This window comes from Marivita geojedonensis, assembly GCF_002115805.1.
GTDB classification, from domain to species: Bacteria; Pseudomonadota; Alphaproteobacteria; order Rhodobacterales; family Rhodobacteraceae; genus Marivita; species Marivita geojedonensis.
Genome location: NZ_JFKC01000013.1, coordinates 1 through 23,745 on the forward strand (window position 1 = coordinate 1; position 23,745 = coordinate 23,745).

General features: G+C 65.1%; 23 protein-coding genes. 16 read left to right on the plus strand and 7 right to left on the minus strand.

Translation table 11 applies throughout. The features are described from left to right. Together MGEO_RS13015 and MGEO_RS13020 are read right to left on the minus strand one after the other, a co-directional pair. Window positions 1–541, minus strand: a 541-nt coding sequence (locus tag MGEO_RS13015; RefSeq protein WP_143746272.1) for a nucleotide-binding protein, incomplete at its 3' end; no start/stop codon positions are given. A gap of 342 nt (window positions 542–883) precedes the next feature. Continuing rightward, a complete protein-coding gene (locus MGEO_RS13020; protein WP_085638409.1) occupies window positions 884–1,792 on the minus strand; it encodes a recombinase family protein in 909 nt (302 codons plus the stop codon). Between the two features lie 226 nt (window positions 1,793–2,018). Here MGEO_RS13020 and MGEO_RS13025 point away from each other — a divergent pair, with 226 nt between their 5' ends. Continuing rightward, window positions 2,019–3,101, plus strand: a complete 1,083-nt coding sequence (locus tag MGEO_RS13025; RefSeq protein ID WP_085638412.1) for a hypothetical protein — start codon at window positions 2,019–2,021, stop codon at window positions 3,099–3,101. A 303-nt stretch (window positions 3,102–3,404) separates the two neighbouring features. Here MGEO_RS13025 and MGEO_RS13030 read toward each other — a convergent pair whose 3' ends face one another. Further along, window positions 3,405–3,845, minus strand: coding sequence for an RrF2 family transcriptional regulator (locus MGEO_RS13030; protein ID WP_085638415.1), 441 nt, complete (start codon window positions 3,843–3,845; stop codon window positions 3,405–3,407). Between the two features lie 597 nt (window positions 3,846–4,442). Between MGEO_RS13030 and MGEO_RS13040 the strand changes: the two genes are divergently transcribed. Genes MGEO_RS13040 through MGEO_RS13070 form a run of 7 tightly spaced genes read left to right on the plus strand, consistent with a single transcriptional unit; the run spans window position 4,443 to window position 13,036 of the window. Next, window positions 4,443–6,629 (plus strand): NosR/NirI family protein, encoded by a 2,187-nt coding sequence (locus MGEO_RS13040; protein WP_085638421.1) that lies wholly within the window; start codon window positions 4,443–4,445, stop codon window positions 6,627–6,629. Next, window positions 6,622–8,565: a TAT-dependent nitrous-oxide reductase gene (gene nosZ / locus MGEO_RS13045; RefSeq protein ID WP_085638424.1), complete on the plus strand. Its 1,944-nt coding sequence runs from the start codon at window positions 6,622–6,624 to the stop codon at window positions 8,563–8,565. The genes MGEO_RS13040 and nosZ overlap by 8 nt, the downstream gene beginning before the upstream one ends. 5 nt (window positions 8,566–8,570) lie before the next feature. Continuing rightward, entirely contained in the window at window positions 8,571–9,905 is a 1,335-nt protein-coding gene (locus MGEO_RS13050; protein WP_085638688.1) for a nitrous oxide reductase family maturation protein NosD, read from the plus strand. Next, on the plus strand, window positions 9,880–10,767 hold the full coding sequence (locus MGEO_RS13055; protein ID WP_085638428.1) for an ABC transporter ATP-binding protein: 888 nt from the start codon (window positions 9,880–9,882) through the stop codon (window positions 10,765–10,767). Before MGEO_RS13050 ends, MGEO_RS13055 begins: the two co-directional genes overlap by 26 nt. Next, on the plus strand, window positions 10,764–11,585 hold the full coding sequence (locus tag MGEO_RS13060) for an ABC transporter permease (protein ID WP_085638431.1): 822 nt from the start codon (window positions 10,764–10,766) through the stop codon (window positions 11,583–11,585). The genes MGEO_RS13055 and MGEO_RS13060 overlap by 4 nt, the downstream gene beginning before the upstream one ends. After that, on the plus strand, window positions 11,582–12,130 hold the full coding sequence (locus MGEO_RS13065; protein WP_085638434.1) for a nitrous oxide reductase accessory protein NosL: 549 nt from the start codon (window positions 11,582–11,584) through the stop codon (window positions 12,128–12,130). Before MGEO_RS13060 ends, MGEO_RS13065 begins: the two co-directional genes overlap by 4 nt. A 9-nt stretch (window positions 12,131–12,139) precedes the next feature. Continuing rightward, window positions 12,140–13,036 (plus strand): FAD:protein FMN transferase, encoded by an 897-nt coding sequence (locus MGEO_RS13070; RefSeq protein WP_085638437.1) that lies wholly within the window; start codon window positions 12,140–12,142, stop codon window positions 13,034–13,036. A gap of 58 nt (window positions 13,037–13,094) precedes the next feature. On the opposite strand, the gene MGEO_RS13075 is transcribed toward MGEO_RS13070, so the two are convergent. The 3 genes from MGEO_RS13075 to MGEO_RS13085 all read right to left on the minus strand — a co-directional run bounded on the left by MGEO_RS13075 (window position 13,095) and on the right by MGEO_RS13085 (window position 18,002). Further along, window positions 13,095–16,205 carry an efflux RND transporter permease subunit gene (locus tag MGEO_RS13075; RefSeq protein WP_085638439.1) on the minus strand — a complete coding sequence of 1,037 codons (3,111 nt, stop codon included), beginning with the start codon at window positions 16,203–16,205 and terminating at the stop codon, window positions 13,095–13,097. Further along, complete coding sequence (locus MGEO_RS13080; protein ID WP_143746273.1) at window positions 16,202–17,437, minus strand: efflux RND transporter periplasmic adaptor subunit; 1,236 nt, start codon at window positions 17,435–17,437, stop codon at window positions 16,202–16,204. The genes MGEO_RS13075 and MGEO_RS13080 overlap by 4 nt, the downstream gene beginning before the upstream one ends. Window positions 17,438–17,504: 67 nt before the next feature. After that, window positions 17,505–18,002, minus strand: coding sequence for a cytochrome b (locus tag MGEO_RS13085; RefSeq protein ID WP_085638445.1), 498 nt, complete (start codon window positions 18,000–18,002; stop codon window positions 17,505–17,507). Window positions 18,003–18,098: 96 nt separating this feature from the next. Between MGEO_RS13085 and MGEO_RS13090 the strand changes: the two genes are divergently transcribed. Both MGEO_RS13090 and MGEO_RS13095 read left to right on the plus strand, forming a co-directional pair. Beyond that, window positions 18,099–18,713, plus strand: a complete 615-nt coding sequence (locus MGEO_RS13090; protein ID WP_085638448.1) for a TetR/AcrR family transcriptional regulator — start codon at window positions 18,099–18,101, stop codon at window positions 18,711–18,713. After that, on the plus strand, window positions 18,706–19,083 hold the full coding sequence (locus tag MGEO_RS13095) for a hypothetical protein (protein ID WP_085638451.1): 378 nt from the start codon (window positions 18,706–18,708) through the stop codon (window positions 19,081–19,083). Before MGEO_RS13090 ends, MGEO_RS13095 begins: the two co-directional genes overlap by 8 nt. Here the strand turns inward: MGEO_RS13095 and MGEO_RS13100 are convergent. Further along, on the minus strand, window positions 19,062–19,475 hold the full coding sequence (locus MGEO_RS13100) for an RrF2 family transcriptional regulator (protein ID WP_085638453.1): 414 nt from the start codon (window positions 19,473–19,475) through the stop codon (window positions 19,062–19,064). The two genes, MGEO_RS13095 and MGEO_RS13100, sit on opposite strands and share 22 nt — an antisense overlap. Window positions 19,476–19,593: 118 nt before the next feature. Between MGEO_RS13100 and MGEO_RS13105 the strand changes: the two genes are divergently transcribed. The 6 genes from MGEO_RS13105 to ubiV are packed head-to-tail and all read left to right on the plus strand — an operon-like array spanning window position 19,594 to window position 23,736. After that, window positions 19,594–20,076: a hemerythrin domain-containing protein gene (locus tag MGEO_RS13105; RefSeq protein WP_233139915.1), complete on the plus strand. Its 483-nt coding sequence runs from the start codon at window positions 19,594–19,596 to the stop codon at window positions 20,074–20,076. Between the two features lie 7 nt (window positions 20,077–20,083). Beyond that, on the plus strand, window positions 20,084–20,617 hold the full coding sequence (locus tag MGEO_RS13110) for a DUF2478 domain-containing protein (protein WP_085638459.1): 534 nt from the start codon (window positions 20,084–20,086) through the stop codon (window positions 20,615–20,617). After that, window positions 20,614–21,300: a 5-formyltetrahydrofolate cyclo-ligase gene (locus tag MGEO_RS13115; protein ID WP_085638462.1), complete on the plus strand. Its 687-nt coding sequence runs from the start codon at window positions 20,614–20,616 to the stop codon at window positions 21,298–21,300. The genes MGEO_RS13110 and MGEO_RS13115 overlap by 4 nt, the downstream gene beginning before the upstream one ends. Beyond that, window positions 21,297–21,824, plus strand: a complete 528-nt coding sequence (gene ubiT, locus MGEO_RS13120; protein WP_085638465.1) for a ubiquinone anaerobic biosynthesis accessory factor UbiT — start codon at window positions 21,297–21,299, stop codon at window positions 21,822–21,824. The genes MGEO_RS13115 and ubiT overlap by 4 nt, the downstream gene beginning before the upstream one ends. After that, window positions 21,821–22,819: a ubiquinone anaerobic biosynthesis protein UbiU gene (ubiU, locus tag MGEO_RS13125; RefSeq protein WP_085638468.1), complete on the plus strand. Its 999-nt coding sequence runs from the start codon at window positions 21,821–21,823 to the stop codon at window positions 22,817–22,819. Before ubiT ends, ubiU begins: the two co-directional genes overlap by 4 nt. Window positions 22,820–22,824: 5 nt before the next feature. After that, window positions 22,825–23,736, plus strand: coding sequence for a ubiquinone anaerobic biosynthesis protein UbiV (ubiV, locus tag MGEO_RS13130; protein ID WP_233139916.1), 912 nt, complete (start codon window positions 22,825–22,827; stop codon window positions 23,734–23,736). Window positions 23,737–23,745 lie beyond the last annotated feature (9 nt).

The window sequence follows — 23,745 nt, forward strand, 5'->3', positions numbered from 1 at the left end:
CATCATAGATTGTGCCGCCTTCAGCGAACTCGAGCTCAGGCCGAAAACCGAAAAAAGTGGTCAGACTTGCCTGTGGATCGAGATCCAAAACCAATACTCGGTAGCCTCGCAAGGCATACCGTTGTGCAAGATGTATCGTTGCTGTCGTTTTTGACGATCCGCCTTTGAAATTGACGACAGATATCACCTGGAGACGATCGCCCTCACGTCGACCAGGACGGTAACTTTCTGCGTTCTTTCCAGTGCGCCCCAGAATATCGCGCAACTTATCAATCTCTTGGGCTGTGTAGAACCGGTGTCCGCGGTTGTCTGTATGCACTTCCGGGAAGCTGCCGTCCTTGTGCCGGTTGCGCAGGTTAGATGTGCTCACGCGCAAGAGGCTGGCAACCTCGGTAGAACTGAAACGGCGCAGGGACTTTCGTTCTTCGGGCTCGAAAGCGATCTTCATCTGGCGATCCAAAGACTCAGCCAGATTGTCGGCAAATGCTCCGATGTCGGAAGAGCCTATGCCTTGCGCGTATCCAACGTTACGATCATCCATATCTTGCCGCCCACTCTCGGCCTCTGTTGAGGCTCTTGGTCATTCTGACGGTGTACAGCGTATCTGACGCGTTTTGCCGTCAGAATGGGAATGCCACGATCCAGTGAGTCCGGCAAGAAGAATCTAGATGTAGTGTGAAAGTTATCCACAGCACCAATAAGTTCAGTCGCATCAGGATAGCCGCAAACGTTTGATTTTATTGCATTAAGTCGACGCGATCGCGCTTCAAGCTGCCAATCCGAATTGTTTGGATGGTTTCAGCTAAACCCATGCAACCAATGGCACAATTGACCTTCTGGCGGCGTCTGGAGCGATAGATTCAGTTGGATGAGTCCCTGCTAGTTATAGTCGGGAGTGAGCCGATTCTGATGAAATTAGACCAAGTCGCTCCGCTCGTTCGAGCAACATCTTGACCGAAGACGGCTGCCAGCTGGCACGACCTCGAGGGGTGCGTTCGCGCATAGCTTCCAGCCGGTCGCAGATCGCTTGCAATGTGATTTCGGGGTCAGCTCCTTTGATGGCCGCCACGATAGCGGGCAGGCGATCGCCGGTTTCGCGGCGACCAGCTCGGGCTAGGACCTCGGCGGGTAGAAACCCGTCGCGCACATACGCCTTCACGGCGCGGAGCAGGCGGCTTTGGGTCCAATGGCGATCTGGCGGCAGCCGGCCATTGACAATCCGCAGGACGTCTTCCCAAGCCATATCGGGGCGCAGGCGGCGCACATGCGGCACCCAATCCTGCGCTGTCTCGTTCAGTCGCTCCATGTAGCCGTCCTGTCGCGCCAGCCGCACCTTGCGCAGCGCGGCAGGGTCCTTGGCGCGAAGCCCTGGGTTGCCGCCTACGCGCCCTTTGGCGCGCGCCGAGGCAAGCCCGGCCTTGGTACGCTCACGGATCAGGGCACGTTCGAACTCGGCCGCAGCGCCCAGAACTTGCAGCGTGAATTTGCCCTGCGGGGATGAGGTGTCGATGGGGTCCTGCAGGGAGCGGAAGAAGGCGCCCTTGGCCTCCAAACGCTCAATCACCTCGAGAAGGTGCGATAAAGACCGCGCAAGCCGGTCAATCCGTACGACAACCAACGTGTCGCCGCTCTGGACACGTTCGAGCACCCGCGCAAGCACCGGACGCGCGCGATTGCCGCCGGAGGCGTGCTCTTCGAAGATTTCGGCGCATCCCGCAGACTGAAGAGCCTCAGACTGGGGCAGGGGGGTCTGATCCTCAGTGGAAACTCGGGCGTAGCCTATCAAAGGCATGAAACCGGCCTGTTTGCAATTTAAGATATCGCTACTAAACGACCGTTTGTAAACGAATGCAAGTAGGTGCTCTCTCGTCGCGCTCGTCCAAAAACCCTTGGTTTCCTTGCGCTGAGCGCGATCTGAGCGGTTTCACCGGCAGTCGCGCGTGCGTATTAAATAAAGAGCGAAGGCAACCGCCACAAAATCACTTGGGTATTGTGCAAAAGAACAGTATTTTGCACATATGAAGACCCAAGCATCGGCTTTGAATGATAATTTCAATGACCCCCTCATCACCATCGAGGAGGATGAAGAGGCCCGCGAACAAGATCTCTGGTTTCTGCCGGGACCATTCGAAAAAGAACCAGATGATTTGCCTCCCGGGCCGCGTGCAGAACCGCCGGACACGGCCGTCATCGAAGACTGGGCAAAGGCAGAAAGCGTTCACGCTGCGCGACTGGCACGCGTGGCTGGACGCCTGGGTGCTCTGGATGACCGGCTGCTGCGTGGCCCGGAAGGCTGGCGGCATCGCCTCGCTCTTATCGAGGCAGCGGACCTTAGCTGGTTCGCAGGGGATCGGGTGAGTTCTGATCGACTGGCGCTCTGGATATCGATGCGGCTGTCAGGTGCACAGGATGACCCCAATGCCCTAGCAAGAGTTGGATGGGCTGTTCGGCGCCTGACAGGTGGTCCCGGACCGAAGGCTGACTTGGCCGCCTTCCTGGATCGCCGCGATCCCGAGAACATTGAAGGCAGCGCTGAGCGTTTCGAAGATCGCGCGGGCGGATGGTTGGACGTAATGGCCTCAGCAGCCGAACTCCACCCAATCACGCGGGCTTGCATGGGTTTTCATCTCTGGAGCCTGGCCGGCCTCGGGGGGCATGGTGACCAGATCGAAGCTGCCGTCACCGCGTCCAGGGTCGCGGCCTGCGACGGAAGAGGCGCCGTCTTCGCGCCGCTGGCTATGGGCGGGGCAGGGGGGCTGCGTGGCTCGGGCACGCCTACCGAACGCTTGGCCCGCTGGTTGGATGGCATGAACAGCGCAATTCTGACGGCGATGCGAACACTTGACGATATTGAAGCGTGGACGGGTCGGGCAGAAAACGTCATGGCGCAATTGTCTGGCCGCACGCCGCTTGCCTTGCGAAGAACTTTCTCTCAGTGGCCCTTGGTCTCCGCCCCAATGGCTGAGGCGACGACTGGAGCCAGTCGCGCCGCCGTTCAGCGCAATCTGGCGTGGATGGAGGCGAGCGGTTTGATCTGCGAAGTGACAGGGCAGGGGCGGTATCGAATGTGGAAAGCTGACGGAGTATTGGGCTTCCATTAATGGATTGTGACGGCGACGGATGGTTTTCGATAGGTTGAAGCGTTTAGTGTGCAACTCATGTTCGTGTTTCGATCGGATGATTTCGCAGCGTTCCGCAGGTATTCCGGTGAGTTCGCCCGGATCCTAGAAAAGTTGCAATACCATGTATTCGCTTCGACGGGGTCTCTCAAACATACAATGCTTCCGAAAGCTCTGTCGCTTAGGCGAGACAACGCAATAGACACCATGCTGCAGCCCATACACTGGATCGTCTGGAGGAAGACTGGCACTGTCCGTGGCCCGGTTTTCGCGAATGGCCGTGCTCTAATTCTTGTGAGGTTCGGATTCTGGAACTTGGAATTCCGTGCTGTTGATCACGATATCAGCGAGGCTGTAGCCGTCAAAAACGTCAAGCATCGCCGTGATGGCTCTGTCAAAGATGCGGGGTAGGCGGCATGAGTGCGTGATCAGGCATTGGTTGTCGGCGCGGAAGCATTCTACGAGCGCGAAATCTGGCTCGGTCGTTCGTATAACACTGCCTAGGTTGATTGTTTCTGCCGGCATCGCCAGTCGAAAGCCACCCGAACGTCCGCGCTGAGCCTCGAGGAACCCTTCGTGCGTGAGCGTCCGAATCACCTTTTTCAAATGTGGCGCGGAAATTCCGTAGACTGCCGCCGCCTCCTCGATGGTGACGTTGGTGCCTCCCTTGCTCGCCGCAAGGATTAGTACGCGCAAAGCGTAGTCAGAAAATTTGGTCAGTCGCAAGGCGACATCTCCTCGTGAGGCAAGTGTGCGTGGCCGGATTTGCCCGCTCCGGAAGACTAACTCTCAAAAGGATCATCTTATTTGATCTTAATCAAGGTGCCAGCTCGCGTGGGGTGCGACAAGCATTTCAGAAAAGGGTGATTTTCAATGACCCAAATATTGCGGCCTTGGAATGTCTAGGACTGAACCAAATAAGATCCCGGTATGTCTTCGAAGCCTCTGCAAGGTTTTCTGCCGCGTTTTTGTGATCCTTGCCGTCATTGGACTGGTCATGGATATCGCCCGACCCGGTCGCGCCCATGCCGGTGAGAGCGCTTATGGGTTCGAAATCGTCATATGCTCCGGCGACGGGGCCAAAACGATAACGGTCGATCGAGAGGGCAATCCCATCGAAGCGCCTGGCAACGCCGTTTGCGATTGTGGCTGTGCCGCATGTCCATCTTCCGGTGTCGTTTGCCTGATACTCGAAGCTTCTGCCCAAGACCAACCGATGTCCCTTGCGGCCGCCGTCCCATGCACCTTGAAATCGACAAACCGCGCCCGTGAACGCGGGCGGTTGCCGGTCCCGCGCGGCCCCCCGACCGAGAAAGAAGCCTGATGTTCCTGTTCCGAAGCCTCCTTCGTATCCTGTTCCTGCTTGCCGCAATGGCCGCGCCCGCAGCCGCGCAGAGTCCGGTTCTCGGCCAGTTTCTCGGCGAAGTTTCCCCTTCCGAGCTTATCGAAGGCGCAGACGCCTTCGGCCCGATTCGTGACGATCTGCCGGTCGTCCCCGTCCAGACCGGCGGCGAAACCGTGGGCTGGGCATTCGTCACGTCGGATTTTGTCGGCACGACCGGCTATTCCGGCAAACCCATCCACGTGATGGTCGCCATCGGACAGGATGCCGTGCTGCGCGCGGTCCGCCTGGTCAAGCATTCCGAACCCATCGTCCTGATCGGCATTCCCGAGGCCAAGGTGCAGGCACTGACCGCCTCATACGCCGGTCTGGACATCGCTGCCGAAGCGGCGGCCGGCGGTGTCGCGCATGATCTCAACATCATTTCCGGCGCGACGGTTACGATCATGGTCATCGACGACTCGGTCGTCCGGTCTTCGATCCGGGTGGCGCGCACCCTGGGTCTGGGTGGGCTCGCCCCCGAAACCGCGCCCGAGGGGCCTAAATACGCGATCAATGCCGAGGCAACCGCGGCAGGCGACTGGCAGACCCTGGTCGGGGACGGCACGATCCGGCGCCTGTCGCTGGATGTCGGACAGGTGAACCGCGCCTTTGAACAGGTTGAAGACCCGCGCGCGGCGGCGCGTCCCATTGCCGGGGCGGAAGACGACACGTTCATCGATCTCTATGCCACGCTTGTCTCGATACCCGGGATCACCGAATCGCTACTCGAACCGGCCGAGGGCCAGAACCTGCGCGACTGGCTGGCCGAGGGCGAGCACGCTCTGCTGGTCGCCGGTCGTGGGCAGTATTCCTTCAAGGGCTCGGGCTATGTCCGTGGCGGCATCTTCGACCGCATCCAGTTGATCCAGGGCGATATCTCGGTGCGCTTCCGCGACCGCGACCACCGCCGGGTGGGCGCCATCGTCACCGACGGGGTGCCGACCCTGTCCGAGATGGACCTGTTCCGAATTCCCGCCGACATCGGCTTCGATCCGACCGGGCCATTCCGCCTGCAGCTTCTGGTCCAGCGCGATGTGGGCGCCATCGAGCGTGTCTATACCACCTTCGAGATGGGCTGGCAGCCGCCCGCCGCCTTCCTGCAGTCGATCACACCCGAACCCGCGCCCGCCGCAGCGATCGCGCCCGAGCCGGACGAGGCCAGCGCCAAGACGGCACTCTGGCAGCGCATCTGGCGTGACAAGACGGTGGAAATCGCCGTTCTGGCGGTGATGCTCGCGGTTCTGACGGTCGTGTTCTTCTTCCAGGACCTCGTCACGCGCTCGGCCCGCGCCACGCTCTGGTTCCGCATGGGGTTTCTGACGGTTACGCTGGTTTTCCTCGGCTGGTATGCCAATGCGCAACTGTCTGTTGTGAACTTGATGGCGCTGGCCAATTCGCTGGCGACCGACTTCACATGGGAAGCGTTTCTGCTGGATCCTCTGACCTTCATCCTGTGGTTCTCAGTTGCTGCCGCACTGATCTTCTGGGGGCGCGGTGCCTATTGCGGCTGGCTCTGCCCATTTGGCGCGCTTCAGGAGCTCTCGAACCGAATGGCGAAAGTCTTTAAGGTGCCGCAATGGGAGCTGCCCTGGGGTCTTCATGAACGCCTGTGGGCGGTGAAGTACATGCTCTTTCTGGGGCTGTTCGGCGTCTCCCTCGCCTCCATCGAACAGGCCGAGCATCTGGCCGAGGTCGAGCCATTCAAGACCGCAATCGTGCTGAAGTTCGACCGCGCGTGGCCCTTCGTGCTCTATGCCAGCGTCCTGCTGTTCATCGGGCTCTTCGTCGAGCGGTTCTACTGCCGCTATCTCTGCCCGCTGGGCGCAGCCCTCGCAATTCCGGCCAGGATCCGGATGTTCGACTGGCTCAAACGGTACCGCGAATGCGGCAATCCCTGCCAGACCTGCGCCAACGACTGCATGGTCCAGGCGATTCACCCGACCGGCGAGATCAACCCGAACGAGTGCCTGAACTGTCTGAACTGCCAGGTACTCTACCGGTCGAAAACGAAATGCCCTGTCGTCCAGCGCCGCGAGAAACGCCGAGCGAACGCTTCGGCGAGCGCCGAGGCACTCGACAGGGTTCTGACCAATCACCCCAACAGAAAGGAGACTCAAAATGTCTGACAAAATGGGGAAAAGCGGCATCAGCCGGCGCGGCCTTCTTGGCGCGACGGCTGGAGGGGCCGCACTCGGCACGCTGGGCGTATCCGGCAGTGCCATGTTGGGCGGCGCAACGGGCGCGGCCTTCCTCGGATCGGCGACGCCGGCCCGGGCCGCAAGCGAGGCCGGCCATGTCGCGCCGGGCGAGCTGGACGAGTATTATGGCTTCTGGTCGTCTGGCCAGACCGGCGAGATGCGTATCCTCGGCGTTCCCTCGATGCGCGAACTGATGCGCGTGCCGGTGTTCAACATCTGCTCGGCCACCGGCTGGGGGATCACCAACGAGTCCAAGAAGATCCTGACTGAGGGTCTGACCCAGAAGACCAAGGACTACCTCGCCGCAAACGGCCTTGAATTCCCGCGCAATGGCGACTTGCACCACGTCCACATGTCCTTCACCGAGGGCAAGTACGACGGCCGCTTCCTGTTCATGAACGACAAGGCCAACACGCGCGTCGCTCGGGTGCGCTGCGACGTGATGAAATGCGACAAGATCATCGAGATCCCGAATGCCAAGGGCATCCACGGTCTGCGCCCGCAGAAATGGCCGCGCACCAACTACGTCTTTGCCAACGGTGAGGATGAGGCGCCCATGGTCAACGACGGCATGATCCTCGATGATCCGTCGAAATACGTGAACTTCTACACCGCGATCAACGCCGACGACATGACCATCGCCTGGCAGGTGATGGTGACCGGCAACCTCGACAACACCGATGCGGACTATGACGGCAAGTACGCCTTCTCGACCTCCTACAACTCCGAGATGGGCATGAACCTCGCCGACATGACGGCGGCGGACATGGACCATGTCGTGGTCTACAACATTGCCGAGATCGAAAAGGGCATCGAGGCCGGCGACTTTGTCGAACTGAACGGCGTCAAGGTCATCGACGGGCGCAAGGGATCGGAAAAGAACTACGTCCGCTACATCCCGATCCCGAACAATCCGCACGGCTGCAACATGGCGCCGGACCGGGTGCACCTGTGCATCGGTGGCAAGCTGTCGCCGACGGTCAGCGTGATCGACGTGCGCAAGCTGGACGCGGTGTTCTACGACGGCGCCGAGCCGCGCTCGGCAGTGGTGGCGGAACCGGAACTGGGTCTCGGTCCGCTTCACACCTGCTTCGACGGCCAGGGCAACGCCTTCACCACTCTGTTCCTCGACAGCCAGGTGGTGAAATGGAACATCGAGAAGGCGGTGCAGGCCTATGCCGGAGAAAGCGTCGATCCGATCATCTCGAAGACCGACGTGCACTACCAGCCGGGCCACAACTCGACCGCTGAGGGCGAGACGCTCGATGCAGCGCCGAAATACTACATCTCGATGAACAAATTCTCTAAGGACCGCTTCATCAACGTCGGCCCGCTCAAGCCCGAGAACGAACAGTTGTTTGTCATCGACGGCGACAACCTGACGCTCATTCACGACGGACCGACCTTCGCCGAACCGCACGACTCGATCCTGGTGCACCGCTCCAAGGTCAATCCGCTGCATGCCTGGAACCGCGACGACCCGATGTGGGAAGACGCGCGCCAGCAGGCCGCGGCGGACGGCGTCGACCTAGACTGGGGCCATGACGAGATCATCCGCGACGGTAACAAGGTGCGGGTCTACATGTCCTCGGTCGCGCCGCAGTTCAGCCTCGAGAAGTTCACCGTCAAGCAGGGCGACGAAGTGACGGTCTATGTCACCAACATGGACGACATCGATGACCTGACCCACGGTTTCACCATGGGCAACCACGGCGTCGCGATGGAGGTCGGGCCGCAGCAGACGGCTTCTGTGACCTTCACGGCGGCGCAGCCGGGCGTCTACTGGTACTATTGCCAGTGGTTCTGCCACGCGCTCCACATGGAGATGCGCGGCCGGATGTTCGTCGAACCGCAAGGCGCCTGAGCGTGCTGCGCCTCCGTCTCCTTCTCGCCGCCGCCCTTCTCGCCGTCCCCTCCGGGGCGGCGGCGGAGACGCGCGTGGTCGAGCCGGGGCCGGGGGCGCTTGCCGCCGCCGTCGCCGGGGCCAACTCCGGCGACGTGCTGATCCTGATGCCGGGCCTGCATGAGGGCCCGGTGTCCATCGACCTTCCGCTGACCCTTGAAGGCCACGACGGCGCCATTCTCGAAGGCAACGGAACGGGCAGCGTCGTTTCCGTGAGCGGCGACGGCGCGGTGATCCGCAACCTGACAATCCGTGGCTCGGGCAATGACGGCGCAGAAATCGATTCAGGAGTAAAGCTCGAACGGACTGCCACGAACGCGCTTGTCGAAAACAACCGCCTGACTGGCAACCTGCACGGCATTACCGTGCACGGCGCGCGCGACAGTATCGTGCGCGGAAACCAGATCGAAGGCCGTCGCGATCGGCGGGTGAACGACCGGGGCAACGGCATCTACGTCTGGAACGCACCCGGCACGCTGGTCGAGGCCAATGACGTGATCTGGGGCCGCGACGGAATTTTCGCCAATGCCTCGAAAGATAACACCTTTCGGAAGAACACCTTCCGCGACCTGCGCTTTGCCGTACACTACATGTACACGAACAATTCCCAGGTCATCGGCAACATCTCGCTGGGCAATACCCTGGGGTTTGCCCTGATGTTCTCGAACCGGATCGAGGTGCGAGACAACCTGTCGCTGGGCGACCGCACGCATGGAATCATGCTGAACTACGCCAACAACGCGCAGGTCACTGGCAACCTGGTGCGCGGCGGCACGCATGAAAAGTGCACCTTCATCTACAACGCGCACAAAAACCGGATCGAGGGCAACCGCTTCGAGGGATGCGAGATCGGCATTCACTTCACCGCCGGGTCCGAGCGCAACCAGATCACCGGCAATGCCTTTGTCGGCAACCGCCACCAGGTGAAATACGTCGGAACCCGGCACATGGAATGGAGCGCGGAAGGCCGCGGCAATTTTTGGTCGGACCACCCGGCCTTCGATCTGGACGGTGACGGGATCGCGGACGGTGCCTTCCGGCCGAACGACCTGATGGACCACATCCTGTGGTCGCAGCCTTCGGCCAAGCTGCTGCTGGGCTCGCCCGCAGTGCAACTGGTGCGCTGGAGCCAGTCGGCCTTTCCGGCGACCCTGCCGGGCGGCGTGCTGGACAGCGCGCCGCTGATGGTGGCGCCCGAGATCGGAGTGCCGGGCGACATCGCGACGCTGGAGGCCGATGCGGTGGCCCGCGCCGAAGACATTGAGGAGATGAGCCATGCTGACCTGCTCTCGGGTCACTAGGACTTTTGGCGCCGTCGAGGCGCTGCGGGATGTCAGCCTTTCTGTGGCCGAAGGCGAGCGCGTGGCGCTGCTGGGTCACAACGGGGCGGGCAAGTCGACCCTGATGAAGACTATCCTTGCCCTGATCCCGGCAACCTCGGGCGAGATCCGCGTGGCGGGCGCCGCGCCCGGCGACCGCGCCGCGCGCGAGGCCACGGCCTATCTGCCGGAAAATGCGGCCTTTCATCCGGCCCTGACCGGGCGCGAGCAGATAGCGCTGTACTTGCGGCTTCGCGGCGAACCCGCGTCGAAGGCTGGCTCCCTGCTGGAACGGGTCGGGCTGGAGCAGGCCGCCGACCGCCGGATCGGCACCTATTCCAAGGGGATGCGGCAGCGCGTCGGGCTGGCGCAGGCGCTGATCGGACGGCCGCGCCTGATGGTGCTGGACGAACCGACCAGCGGCCTCGACCCCGTCTCGCGGCGCGAATTCTACGCCATCCTCGCCGACCTGGCGCGGGACGGCACGGCGATCCTGCTGTCCTCGCATGCCCTGACCGAGGTCGAGGCGCGCACCGACCGCATCGCCATCCTGTCGAAGGGGCGGCTCGTCGCCAACGACACCCTGGCCAACCTGCGCCGCGAGGCCGGACTGCCGATCCACATCCAGGTGGCCGCCCGGCCCGAGACGGTGGGCGACGTGGCACGGCGGCTGGATGGCACCCGCGTCAACGGCGTGCGGGTCGACCTGACCTGCGCGCATGGCGACAAGCTGTCCCGCCTCGGCCAGATCGCCGGTCTCGGCGGCATGATCGAGGACGTCGAGGTGATCCCGCCGAGCCTTGAGGACCTGTACACCCATTTCAGCCGGAGGGCAGATCAATGACCCGTGTGATGGCCGGGGCCGGATCCGAGATCCGCATCGCGATGCGCAACCGCTGGGTCGCGATCGCGGTAGCGATGATGGCGCTCTTTGCGCTTGTCCTGTCGGCGGCAGGCAGCGCGCCAACCGGGCAGATCGGCGCCGACAAGCTGTCGGTCACCGTCGCGAGCCTCACCTCTCTCGCCGTGTACCTCGTTCCGCTTCTCGCCTTGCTGATGTCCTTCGACGCGGTGGCGGGCGAGATCGAGCGCGGCACCTTGCCGCTTATCCTGACCTATCCCGTCAGCCGGGGTGAGATCCTGGCGGGAAAGTTCCTCGCGCATCTGGCGGTTCTGGGCATCGCCCTTCTGGCTGGCTACGGCGTGGCCGCCGTGGCGGCCTTCGCTTTCGATCCCGGGGCGGCGGCAGGCCTGCCCGCGCTTGTGCGGCTGCTGCTGTCCTCCCTGTTGCTGGGCGCGGCTTTCCTCGGGGCGGGATATGCCGTCTCGGCGGTGTCGCGCCGCCCGGGCGCGGCCGCCGGCGCGGCCATCGGGCTGTGGCTGGTCTTCGTCGTGCTTTACGATCTCGGACTGCTTGCCGCCGTGGTCGCCGATGGCGGGGGCGCCTTCACCACGGGGGTCTTCCCCTGGCTGCTGCTGGCCAACCCGGCCGACGCCTTCCGCCTCTACAACCTCGCTGCCTCCGAGGCGGCGGGCGCGGCGGCGGGCGTCGCAGGCGCGGCGCAGACCATTCCGCCGGCCTTGGCGCTATCCTTGCTGCTGGTCTGGGCGGCGGGCGGTTTTGCCCTTGCCCTGCTCGCCTTCCGGAGGGTGCGGCCATGACCCGCCTCATCGCTCTCGCGCTTGTCGCTCTCATGCTGTCGGGCTGCAAGGAAGAGCTGGCCGAACGGCCGTCGCCCGTCACCATGACCGCCGAGGCAGTGGGCCATTACTGCCAGATGGACCTGCTGGAACATCCCGGCCCCAAAGCGCAGGTCCATCTGTCGGGTCTGCCCGATCCGCTGTTCTTCAGCCAGGTGCGCGACGCGATCGCCTACCAGCGGATGCCCGAGCAAAGCCACGCCATCGCCGCGATCTATGTCAGCGACATGGGCGCCGCCCCCAGCTGGGAGGCGCCCGGCGCCGACAACTGGATCGCCGCCGAGACCGCCGTTTACGTGGTTGGCGCCACCGTCGCGGGCGGCATGGGGGCGCCCGAGCTGATCCCCTTTGCCGATCGCACCGCTGCAGAGGATTTCGTCGCCCGAAACGGCGGCGAGATCCTGTCGCTGCTCTCGGTGCCGGACGAGACGGTGCTGGCCCCGGTCGAGTTCAGGCTCGACGACGAGGGCAATTTCATCCCGCCCGAGGGGGCGGCCATCGACTAGGAGACCACCATGCCGAGCCTTTCCCGCCGTCGCTTCATCGCGATCTCTGCCGCCGCCGCGCTGGCGGGCCCCGCTTCGGCGGCGCCGAAGCGGTACTGGTCCGGTACCGCGCTTGGAGCGCGGGCGTCGATCACGCTGGACCACCCGGATTCTGCCAAGATCGTCACGGCCGTGCTGCGCGAAATCGACCGCCTCGAGGATGTCTTCAGCCTCTATCGGCCGGGCTCGGCCCTGTCGCGGCTGAACCGCGACGGGTCGCTGGATGCGCCGCCGTTCGAGCTTGTCGAATGCCTTGGCATCGCCGGTGCCGTGCATAACGCGACCGGCGGTGCCTTCGACCCGACGGTTCAGCCGCTCTGGGCGACCTATGCCGAGGCATATGCCGTGGGCGGCACGGTGACGGGCCCGATGCTGGAGGAAGCGCGATCGCGCGTCGGCTGGTCACGGCTCACCGTCGCCCCGTCGCGGATCGCCTTCGCACGGTCGGGCATGGCCCTCACGCTGAACGGCATCGCGCAAGGCTATGTCGCCGATCGCGTGGCAAGGATGCTGGAGGCGCAGGGCCTCGACCGGATCCTGATCGACACGGGAGAGTTGCGCGCCTTGGGTGGCATGCCGTCTGACGCCCCATGGTCGGTGTCGCTGCCCGATGGCAAGGCGTTCAGGTTCCGTGACCGCGCGCTGGCGACATCGGCACCGCTGGGCACGTCCTTCGACACGGCTGAAACCATCGGCCACATCCTCGACCCCCGGACCGGACTGCCCGCCCCGGCAACGGCGCGCAGCGTGTCGATCACCGCGCCCACCGCGGCCTTGGCCGACGCCCTATCGACCGGGCTCTGTCTGCTCGCGGGCAAGGAGGTGGAGGAGGCCATCGGGCGGCTGTCGGACTGCCGCCTGGTCTGACGCAGCGCCCCGGACCGCGCCGCAAGGCGGCAGGCCGCTCGCGACCGTCGATCCCGGGTCAGGGGCGCTCCAGTCCGCGACTGACCGCCGGGTCAGCCGATCTTGGTTCGCGCATGTCCTCCAGCACGGCATAGAAGGCAGGCAGGATCACGAGGATCAGAACGGTGGCTGCGAGCAGCCCGAAGACGACCGAGATGACCAGCGGCTTGAGCGTCTGCGCCTGCGTCGAGGTTTCGAGCAGCAGCGGCGCCATTCCCATGATGGTGGTTGAAACCGACACGAAGATCGGTCGGAACCGGGACCGCACGGCTTCGCCTGCGGCGCGCGCGGCGGACAGACCCTCGGTGCGGCGGGTCTTTATGACCCCGACCAGGAGGATCGCGTTGTTCACCACGATCCCCGCGAGCGAGGCCGCCCCCACCAGCGAGGGCATCGAGATGTTGTAGCCCATCAGGACATGGCCCCAGATGACGCCCAGGAACGCCAGCGGGATGGTGATCATCACGATGAGCGGCACTACATAGCTGCGGAACTGGAAGCTGAGGACGATGTAGATGCCCACCAGCCCGATCAGGAACCCGCGCAGGATCGAGGCGACCGTTTCCGCCGAATTCGCCGCTTGCCCGCCGATCTCGAAACCCAGGCCGGGGTTGGTGGCCGCCAGGTCGGGCAGGAATCCCTCGGCCAGCCGCGCGGTGATCGCGTCGGCATTGCCGATGCGGCCGTCCACATCGGCGGCGACGGTCAGTGTACGCAGGCCGTTGCGGCGCGTGATGGTGCCCCAGTCGCGCGCCTCGTCGATGGTGGCGATGGTGGACAGCGGCACGGTGCCGCCACCGGGCAGGGCGATTTCGAAGTTGCTCAGATCGGCGCGGCTGACGCGATCATCATCGGCCAGCCGCACCTCAAGATTCCAGGCCAGATCGCCGCGCCGGATTTCCGCAAGTTGCGTGCCAAGGAAGGCCGCGCGGATCTGGCTGGCGACGTCCGTGGCGGTCAGTCCGAGGGCTTCGGCACCCTGCGCAAGTTTTAGTCGCAATTCGGGCGCGCCCGGGCGCAAATCGAGGATCGCGTTGCGCACACCGGCATAGGTCTCGAGTTCCGCCAACACGGTGCGGCCTGCGGACTCCAGGGTGGCGAGGTCTGGGTGGGTCAAACGCAATTCCACCGCGATGCCCTGCGGACCGATCCCCGGCTCGGTCAGGATTAGTGAGTTCACACCGGGCAGGGGGCCGATTTCGTCGCGCCAGAGCGTGACGATTTCGTCCAGCGTGCTGCTGCGTGTCTCGGCGCCGAGCAGGTCCACTGCGACGGTGGCGACATGGGCACCGGTCTCGCCCGCCGACAGGTTGCGGCCCAGCCGCGTGATGCGTCGGACGACAAGCGCTTGCGCCCCGGGTTGTTCGGGGGACAGGCGGGCGTTCACGCGCTCCAGCGCCGCCTCTACCTGGGCGACGGCCTCGGTCGTGCGCCCAAGCGGTGTGCCCGCGGGCAGCATCAGCCGCGCCTCCAGCACGTCGCCGTCGATCTCGGGCATCGCCTCGCGCTTGACCACGCCGCCGCCCAAGGCGCCGACGGTCACGATCAGCGCGCCGATGGCCAGCCCGACAACAAGCCAGCGCGCCTTGATCGCGGTGTCTGCCAGGCGGCCCACGCCACGTTCGCGCAGGGCATCGAAACCCGCCTCGAAGTGGATGCGAAAACGGGACGCGGCGGTGTCCTTCATCCCACCTTTCAAGTGGTGGGGCAGGATAAGGAAGGCCTCGATCAGCGAAGCGGCGAGTGCGGCCAGCAGGACCACGGGCAGAACCTCCAGGACGGCCCCCAGTTCGCCCGCCAGAAAGGCCAGAGGCAGGAACACGGCCAGCGTCGTCAGGAAGGATGAGATCACGCCGGGCGCCACGGCGGCGACGCCCGCCGCCACGGTTTCGACCGTCGCGCCCTTGGCGGCATGCACCGCGATGGAATCCGCGATCACGATGGAATCGTCCATCACGATCCCGATCGCCATCAGCAGGGCCACCAGTGTCATCATGTTCAGGCTGAGCCCGGTCAGCCCCATCCAGACGAATGCCCCGGCAAAGGCCACGGGCAGGCCCATGGCGGCCCAGACCGCGAAACCGGGGCGGAAGAACAGGCTCATCACCACGACAACCAGCACAAGCCCGATCACCCCGTTCTGCACCAGCATCACCAGCCGGTCGCGGATGATGGAGGTCACGTCCTGCACCACCTCAACCGTGATCGTTTCGGGCAGGCGTGCCGTTTCCTCGGCCACCAGCGCTGCGACGCTGTCCAGTACCCGAAGCGCATCGGCATCGAGCGCCTTGGCCACGTCGATCACGATGGCGGGGGCGCCGTCGACAAAGGCCCGATCGTGCGGCGGCTCGAAGCGCTCCTCGATCGCCGACACGTCGCCCAGAGTCAGGGTCCCGCCGTTGGGTAACACCAGCACGGGGATCGTGGCAAGCGTCCTGGCTGTGTCGCGCTCGGCTGTGAAGCGCAGAGTCAGCTCCGCGCCCGGCCCCTCCAGTGTACCGGCGGGCAGGTCGATGTTCTGCGCGGCGAGGGCCGCGGCGAGGGCCGCGGGGGTCAGCCCGTGGCTGTCGAGCACGGCGCGCTCCGCAATGATGGTCAGTGTCCGGGTGCCGAGGCCTCCGCGGGTGACGCCCGCGACACCTGGCAGGGCGGTCAGTCGGTCCGACAGCGCGTCGGCGTAAAGATCCAACTCGCCCAGCGGTAGATCGCCCGATATGGCGACCGAAGTGACCGGATCGGAGCGGTGCAATTCACGGACGACAGCCGGGTCGGCGCGGTCCGGGAAGGTGTCGATGGCCGAAACCTCGGTGCGCAAGGAATTGACGAAGCGAAGCGCGTCATTGCCTGGCGCCATGGTTGCCACGGCCCGCGCGCGGCCGGACTGGGCGGTGCACGTGAAGTTCGCCAGCCCCTCGACACCCTGCACCCCGTCCCACAGCGGCGCGCAGATGGCGGTTTCGACATCTTCGGCGGCAGCACCCCTATAGGGCACGGTGATCTCGGCCTCGACGGCGCGGAAATCGGGGAAGGTTTCGCGCAACAGGCCCGGCGCGGCAAAGATGCCCGCTGCAAGGAACAACAGAAGCAGCAGGTTGCCCGCCGTCGGGTGGCCGGTGAACCAGCGGATCATGGCTGGACCTCGACCGGCGTCAGCGCCATGCCGGGGATGGCCGGAGCGATGTCGTCGATCACCACGCGTTCGCCCGGCAACAGGCCAGCGGCAATAACGACGCGGCCATCCTGCGCGAAGGCGGCAGTGACGGGGCGCAAGTCCAGCAAGTCATCGGGGCCAAGGATACGCACCATGTCGCCATGCAACGCCGCCTCGGGGATCGCGATGAGGCCTGTCATGGAAGCGCCCGAAAAGGAAAGCTGCACCTGCATGTTGGGCACCAGTGGCAGGCGGCGGGGCGGGTCCGCGCCCTCATAGGGGTCGTCAACCCTGACCACGACCGGCACGGTGCGCGCACGCGCATCCAGCGCGCCCTCGATCCCGACAACACGGGCGCTCCAGATCTGACTCGGGTCCGCCATAGGGCTGAGCGTCACCTCGATCTGCGTGGCGGGCATGTCGCGCATCATGTCACCAAGGGTGATGCCCTCCGGTGTATCTCCCAATAGCCGTCGAAAGCTGTCTATCGGCAAATGCGCCACGACCTCGGCTGCCGCGATCCCGTCAGCACGGATCACCACCTGACCGGGGGCGACGGTCTGAAACAGCTCAGCATTCACCTCGGTCACGCGCAGGTCAAACGGCGCTGTCAGGGCCGTGCGGTCGAGCGAGCGGCGCGCCCGGTCGATGGCGGCCTCGCTGCGTGCGACCTGCGCCGCGATCCGCGCTTGGCGAGACGGGATCAGGGCGAGTGTGTTCTCCAGTTCCGCCACCGTGCGGCGGGCCAGAAGGGTCGCGCGCTCGGCCTCGTCGGCGCGCGATTGCGGAACGGCGCCTTGCGCGACGAGTGTGCGCGTGCGTTCCAGATCGGTCTCGGCCAGGGCCAGCCGGTTCTGTTCCAGCGAAAGGATGCGCTGCGTGTTGTCCGCCTCCGCCGTAAGCTGCACGCGCTCGGCGTCCAGCACCGCGAGGTCGGCCTGCGATTGCGCCAGCGCCAGCTCGTAGTCGGTGGGGTCGATTCTCAGCACTTCCGTCCCCGCCGGGATCAGGCGACCGGGCTCAAGGTCCGGATGGCGCCAGATCACTTCGCCCTGCGCCTCGGCCACGGCGACCCAGGTCTCGGCCGCGCGCAGGTTGCCCCAAGCGATTGCGGCGGGCCGAATATCCTGCGCCGCGACCGTCATCACCCGAACGGGCAGCGCGGGCGCGTCGCCCCCGACCTGCGCGGGGCCGGGGGCAGACGCGATCATCCAGGCCGCCGCGGCAATGCCGAGCGCGATGAGTGGCAGCGCCAGGAGCGGGGCGAGGCGCATGGGTTCAGCCCTGCGCCCGGCGCATCCGCGCCAGCGTGCCGTCGCGCAGGATGAACTGGTGGTAGAGCGCGCCAATCACATGCAGCGCAACCAGCGCCAGCAAGACAATCTTCAACACATTGTGCCCCTGCGCCGCGGCCTCGACCCCGCCGAACCACGCGACAGACCCGCTGAGTGGCATCAGGAGCATGAGCGCGTAAAGCCCGACATGGGTGAGATTCGCGAGAATGCCCTGCACCTTGCTAGCCTCGATCGCCGGGGGCACGCCGCGCCGGGCGCGAAGGGTCAACCGCCACAGCGCGAAGATCATCACCAGCGCGCCGCCCGCCACATGGGCCAGCACGAGCGGGTCGAACCCAGCCTCCAGCCCATCGGTGATGCGGTCCCATGCGGCCGACATCGCGTCTTTGAAGAGATATTGCTGCGCGATCAACGCGAAGACGAGCCAATGCAGCGCGATCTGAAGGCGGGAATAGCCGGTGGGGGCGGTCTTGGCAGGCATGACGAGGGTCCTTTCGGTCAGGGTGCGCGACTCGGGATAGAGGTTGAGGTTGTCAACAGTATATGTTAGTGAGTTATAACTAACAAGAGGTGACACATGTCGGGCCGTCAAAGTGCTGAAGAGAGAAAGGCGCAGATCGTGGCCGAGGTGCTGCGACTGGCTGATGAGATCGGACCCGACCGGCTCAGCACCACGGATGTCGCGCGCGCAGTGGGCGTGAGCCAGCCTGCAATTTTCCGGCATTTCTCGACCAAGGATGCGCTCTGGCTGGCGGTGGCCGAGGCTATCGCGGACCGGTTGCAGCGAGCCTGGGCCAAGGCTGAGGCAGGAGCCACCGGGCCGCACGCGCGCCTCAAGGCGCTGATCGGCGCGCAGCTGTCAGCCATATCCGAGACGCCAGCCCTGCCGTCAATCCTGTTCTCTCGCGAGTTGCAGGTGGACAATCAAGCCCTGCGCGAGGTGTTCCGGGGGCTTCTGGGCGCTTTCCAGGGCCGCCTTGTTGCCGTGATCGGTGATCTGCAGACTGCGGGCGATCTGAAGCACGACGTCAGCCCGGAAGATGTCGCCATCCTGTTGACGTCGCTGGTGCAGGGTATCGCCATCCGCTGGACGCTCGGCGCCCGGGGCTTTGCGCTCGTGCCTGAGGGGTTGCGGCTGTTTGACGTGCAGATGGAACTTCTACGCGCGAAGGAGGGCGCTTGCGATGCCTAGAACCAGTCTGACGCTCCGCATAGCGGGCGGTGTTGCGATTGCCTTTGGCGTGCTGACCGTTTTCTCTGGTGGCCGAACATTGCTCGGATCAGCCGACATAGTGGCGGTCGTACCCTTCGTGCTGTGGTTCAACACGCTGGCCGGGCTCGCCTATGTCGTCGCGGGTCTCGGCCTGTGGCAGGGGTGGCGATGGGCCTGGCCACTTTCGTTCGTGATCTTTGCCGCAACGCTGCTGGTTTTCGCGGCCTTCGGCCTGCATGTCGCCCAAGGTGGAGCCTTCGAGATGCGTACCGTTTACGCCATGGCCTTGCGCAGCGCGGTCTGGAGCTGGATCGCGTGGGTGGCGCGTCAGGCGTTTTCCGGTCGGTAAACGCAATCGGCCAGGGTGCTGCGGTTCAGATCGGCAACAAATGCCGCCTCTGCATGAGCCAGCCGCGCTTTCAACCGGCATTGCGGTGTCAAAGTGCAGCTGTTGGTGCCTGCGGCGAAGCACTCCACCAGAGCCTGATCTGCTTCGAGGGCCGCCACCACATCGCCCAGGCGGATGTCCTCCGGCTCGCGGGCAAGCATGGCGCCGCCCCCACCGCCGCGCCGGGTGTCCAGAAGACTTGCGGCGGCAAGCGCCGTGATCACCTTGGCAAGATGGTTGCGGGAGACGCGGAATTCATCGGCGAGTTCCGACGTGGTGAAGGCCCGGTCGGGTGCACCCGCCATCCGCATCAGAACGCGCAGGCCGTAGTCGGTGAAAGAGGTGAGGCGCAAGGTCGCGTTCCTGATTTGGTAGTTGAAGTGCGTATTCACGAGAGGTATGCGTATTTCAAATACCAATTCGCTGCAGCCCACGCAAGGACCGGGCGACGCTCGAGGGAAAGGACCCGCGATGAAAGACCTCCCCGAAACGGACGTGCCGCAGGACACCGGCGGCCTGATCGATCACATCCTGACGCGCTATCACGAGATGCATCGGGAGGATCTCGCCTCGCTCGTACCGCTCGCCGACCGGGTCGAGCGGGTGCACGCGGACGATCCCGAGGCGCCTACGGGGCTCGCCGCGGCCATCCGGACGCTCGCCGGGGAGATGGAGGATCACATGATGAAGGAGGAGATGATCCTGTTTCCGGCCATGCGCGCGGGCGGCGGGCCGGGCATCGAGCACCCCATCGCGGTGATGCGCGCCAACCACGACGATCACGCCGAAAACATCGCACTGATCCGGCGGCTCACCTGCGATCTGACGCCACCCGGGCACGCCTGCGGCTCCTGGCGCTCGCTCTATGGCGGTCTGACGGCGCTGTTCGACGACCTTGCTGCCCATATCGCGTTGGAGAATGACGTGCTGTTCCCGCGATTCGAGCAAGCTTGAGGCGGAGATGCGGCTTGCGGGAGTGACAGTCGAGGGACGCGGCGGGACAGATCGTCTTCTGGACGCGGTGGCTGACCGGCTAACGCGGGATGGCGTCCGGCTGGTGGGTGCGTTGCGCGCGGCCTCGCCCGATGCCGGATCGGGGTCGTGCGACTGCGATCTCTGGCTGCTGCCCAACGGGCCGCGCTGGCGCATCACGCAGGATCTCGGACCCGGCGCCACCGCCTGCCGGATGGATGCGGGCGCCTTCGAGGAGGCCGTCGGGTTGGCGATGTCGCGGCTTCGGGCCGGCCGGGCAGACCTCGTGATCCTCAACAAGTTTGGCCTGAGCGAGGCAGAGGGGCGCGGTTTCCGCGCGCTGATCTCCGAGGCGCTTGCCCGCGGCGTTCCTGTCCTGACTGGCCTCTCCGAAACCCACAGGGCAGCGTTCGACCGCTACGCCGATGGCATGGCGACGATCCTCACACCGACCGAGGCTGCCGTCATGGACTGGTGCAACGCCGCCGTCGCGCCCGTGGCCGAGGAAGGCGCGTCTCCATGAGCGGACAGGGAGCCTATGCCTCGCCCCCCTGCATGGCGGCGGAGGTGGACCCGACCTATTTCGATCCGATTGGCACGGATGCGCAGCAGGCGCGCGACGTGGCGCGCTGGCGTCGAGCCGAGCGGGCAAGGCTGGCCGGCCTGAGGGAGGGGTTGGGCCAGACAGGACGGGCGCAGGTGAGCAATTCCATCTGCGGTCATCTCGAAACGGTCCTCGGCGCGCGCGGGACCCTGCGTGAGACCGTGGTGGCCGGCTACTGGCCGATCCGAGGAGAACCGGATCTGCGCCCGATCCTGTCCGATCTTCACGCGGCGGGCGCCTGTGTCGCGCTGCCGGTGGTGGAGACTCCCGCAGCGCCGCTCGTGTTCCGACGATGGATGCCGGGCATGCGCATGCTGCGCGGCCATTGGAACATCCCCGTTCCGCCGCCCGAAGCGGAGGTCCTGACGCCCGACATCGCGCTCGCGCCCTGCCTCGGCTGGGACGAGGGTTGTTATCGGCTCGGCTGGGGCGGCGGCTATTATGACCGGACACTTGCCGCGCTTTCGCCGCGGCCCGTCACCATCGGCGTCGCGCTGGCGGCAGCCCGACTGACCACAATCTACCCGCAGCCCCATGACATTCCCCTCGACCTGATCGTGACCGAGACGGGCGTATCGGGGGAGCGAAAGGACCCATCATGACCCCTACGAGCGAATCAACGGTCCGGTTGCGGCCCGGCGAAGGCGCGATCGCGCGGCTTGCCTGCCTTGTGCTGCAACCGGCCCTGACGCGCGTTGTCCGTCGGGTCGCGGCGCGGCACCCGTCGCTCTTCGCGCGGCTCGGGCCGCACCAGACGACCGACTTCCTGATCGATCCCGTTGAGCTGCCCTTTGCGCTGCATCTGCGCCCCGACCCGCAGGCGCTCGTCTTCCGCGCCGTGCCGCGCGAGTCGGCGCCGCAGGCCGGGGCCACGATCCGCGGGCGGTTCCTGCTGCTTCTGGAACTGATCGACGCCGAGCAGGACGGCGACGCGGCCTTCTTCTCGCGCGATCTGGAAGTCAGTGGGGACACCGAGGCCGTCGTTCGCCTTAGGAATGCGCTCGACGACATGGACGGCTCGCTGGCCGAGGAGGCGTCGGCGATGTTCGGAGCTCCCGGACGGGCGGTTCTCGCACGGTTGCGGCGGGCCTATCCGGATGCCACCAAACCGAGGGAATACGCATGAGCCTTGCCGAACTGATCTGCCCTGCGGGCACCCCCGCCGCGCTGCGCACCGCCGTCGATGCAGGCGCCGATGCGGTCTACTGCGGCTTCCAGGATGCGACCAATGCGCGGAACTTCCCGGGACTGAACTTCACCCCTGATGAACTGGCCGAGGCGGTAGCCTATGCCCATGCGCGCGGCACCAAGTTGCTCTTGGCGCTGAACACCTATCCGCCCGCGGGCAAGGTCGATCTCTGGCGGCAAGCAGCGGACACCGGCGCGCGGCTGGGCGTGGATTCTTTCATCGTCGCCGACATGGGCGTGGCCGACTACATCGCCCGGACGTATCCGGGCATCCGGCTGCACCTGTCGGTACAAGCCGCGGCCTCATCGCCCGAGGCGATCCGCTACTATTGCGAGAATTTCGGTGTAAAGCGCGTGGTCCTGCCGCGCATCCTCACAATCCCCGAGATCCGCCAGATCCGCCGCGAAATTCCCTGCGAGATCGAGACCTTCATCTTCGGCAATCACGGGCTGATGGTGGAAGGGCGGTGCAGCCTGACCAATTACCTGACGGGTCAATCCACGAACATGGACGGGGTGTGCTCGCCCGCCTCGGACGTGGAGTATGTGCGCGACGCTGACGGGTCGATGTCCTCGCAGCTTGCGGGGTTCACCATCGACCGGTTCGGGCCCGAGGAGAAGACCGGCTATCCCACGATCTGCAAGGGCCGCTACGCCGCGCCCCATCGCCCCGAGGGCTACTACGCCTTCGAGGAACCGATCAGCCTGAATCTGTCGCGGCTGCTGCCGGACCTGATCGAGGCGGGCGTGCATGCTTTCAAGATCGAAGGGCGTCAGCGGTCGAAGAGCTATGTCCGCGGCGTTGTGCGTGCGTTCCGCGCAGCGGTGGATGACATCAAGGCCGGACGCGAGGCAAACATCGCCGACCTGATCGCCCTGACCGAGGGGCAGAAGCAGACCCAGGGCGCCTTCGAGACAAAGAAATGGCGGTGAAGACCATGACGAAACTGACGCTCGGCCCGATCGCCTACCACTGGTCCGCGGATGCACGGCGTGACTTCTATGCCCGCATCGCGGATGAGGCGCCCGTCGACGAGGTTTATCTGGGCGAGGTGATCTGCTCCAAGCGCGCGCCCTTCCACGAGGCAGACCTGCCGGCCACGATTGAGCGGTTGGAGCGCGCCGGCAAGCGCGTGATCCTGTCGACGCTGGCCGAGGTGATGCTGAAGCGCGAGCGCAAGGCAACCGAGGACATCGCCGAGATGGACTCGGCCGAGATCGAGGTGAACAACGCCGCAGGGCTTTTCGCCCGCGGGAAGCGCCCGCACCGGATCGGCCCCTTCATGAATGCCTATAATGAGGCAACCATAGCCTGGATGGCCGGGCAGGGCGCGACCCATGTCTGCCTGCCTGCCGAGATGCCGGCCCCGGCCATCGCAGCTGCGGCGCGAGCTGCGGGCGCACTGGGGCTCGGCGTCGAAGTGCAGGTTTACGGCCGCGCCTCTCTGGCTGTGTCGGCGCGGTGCTACCACGCCCGCGCGCACGGCCGCACAAAAGACAACTGCCAGTTCGTCTGTGAAGAAGACTCCGACGGCATGCCGCTCCGCACCCGCGACGACCGGCCGATCCTGCGGGTGAACGGCATCCAGACCCTGTCGGAAAGCTATATCGACCTGCTCCCCGAAGCGGCCTGTCTGATTGCCGATGGCGTCACGCACCTGCGGCTGATGCCACAGGCGGTGGACATGGTTGCGGTGGCGCAGGTGTTTCGTGATGTGCTCGATGGGCATGTGCCGACAGGCGAGGCCGATGCTCACCTTGCGATGCTGAGCGGGCATGCGGGCCTGAGCAACGGTTTCTATCATGGCACGGCGGGCTACCGCCGCATTGCCGCTGCCGCGCCGGCCTGAATTTGCAAG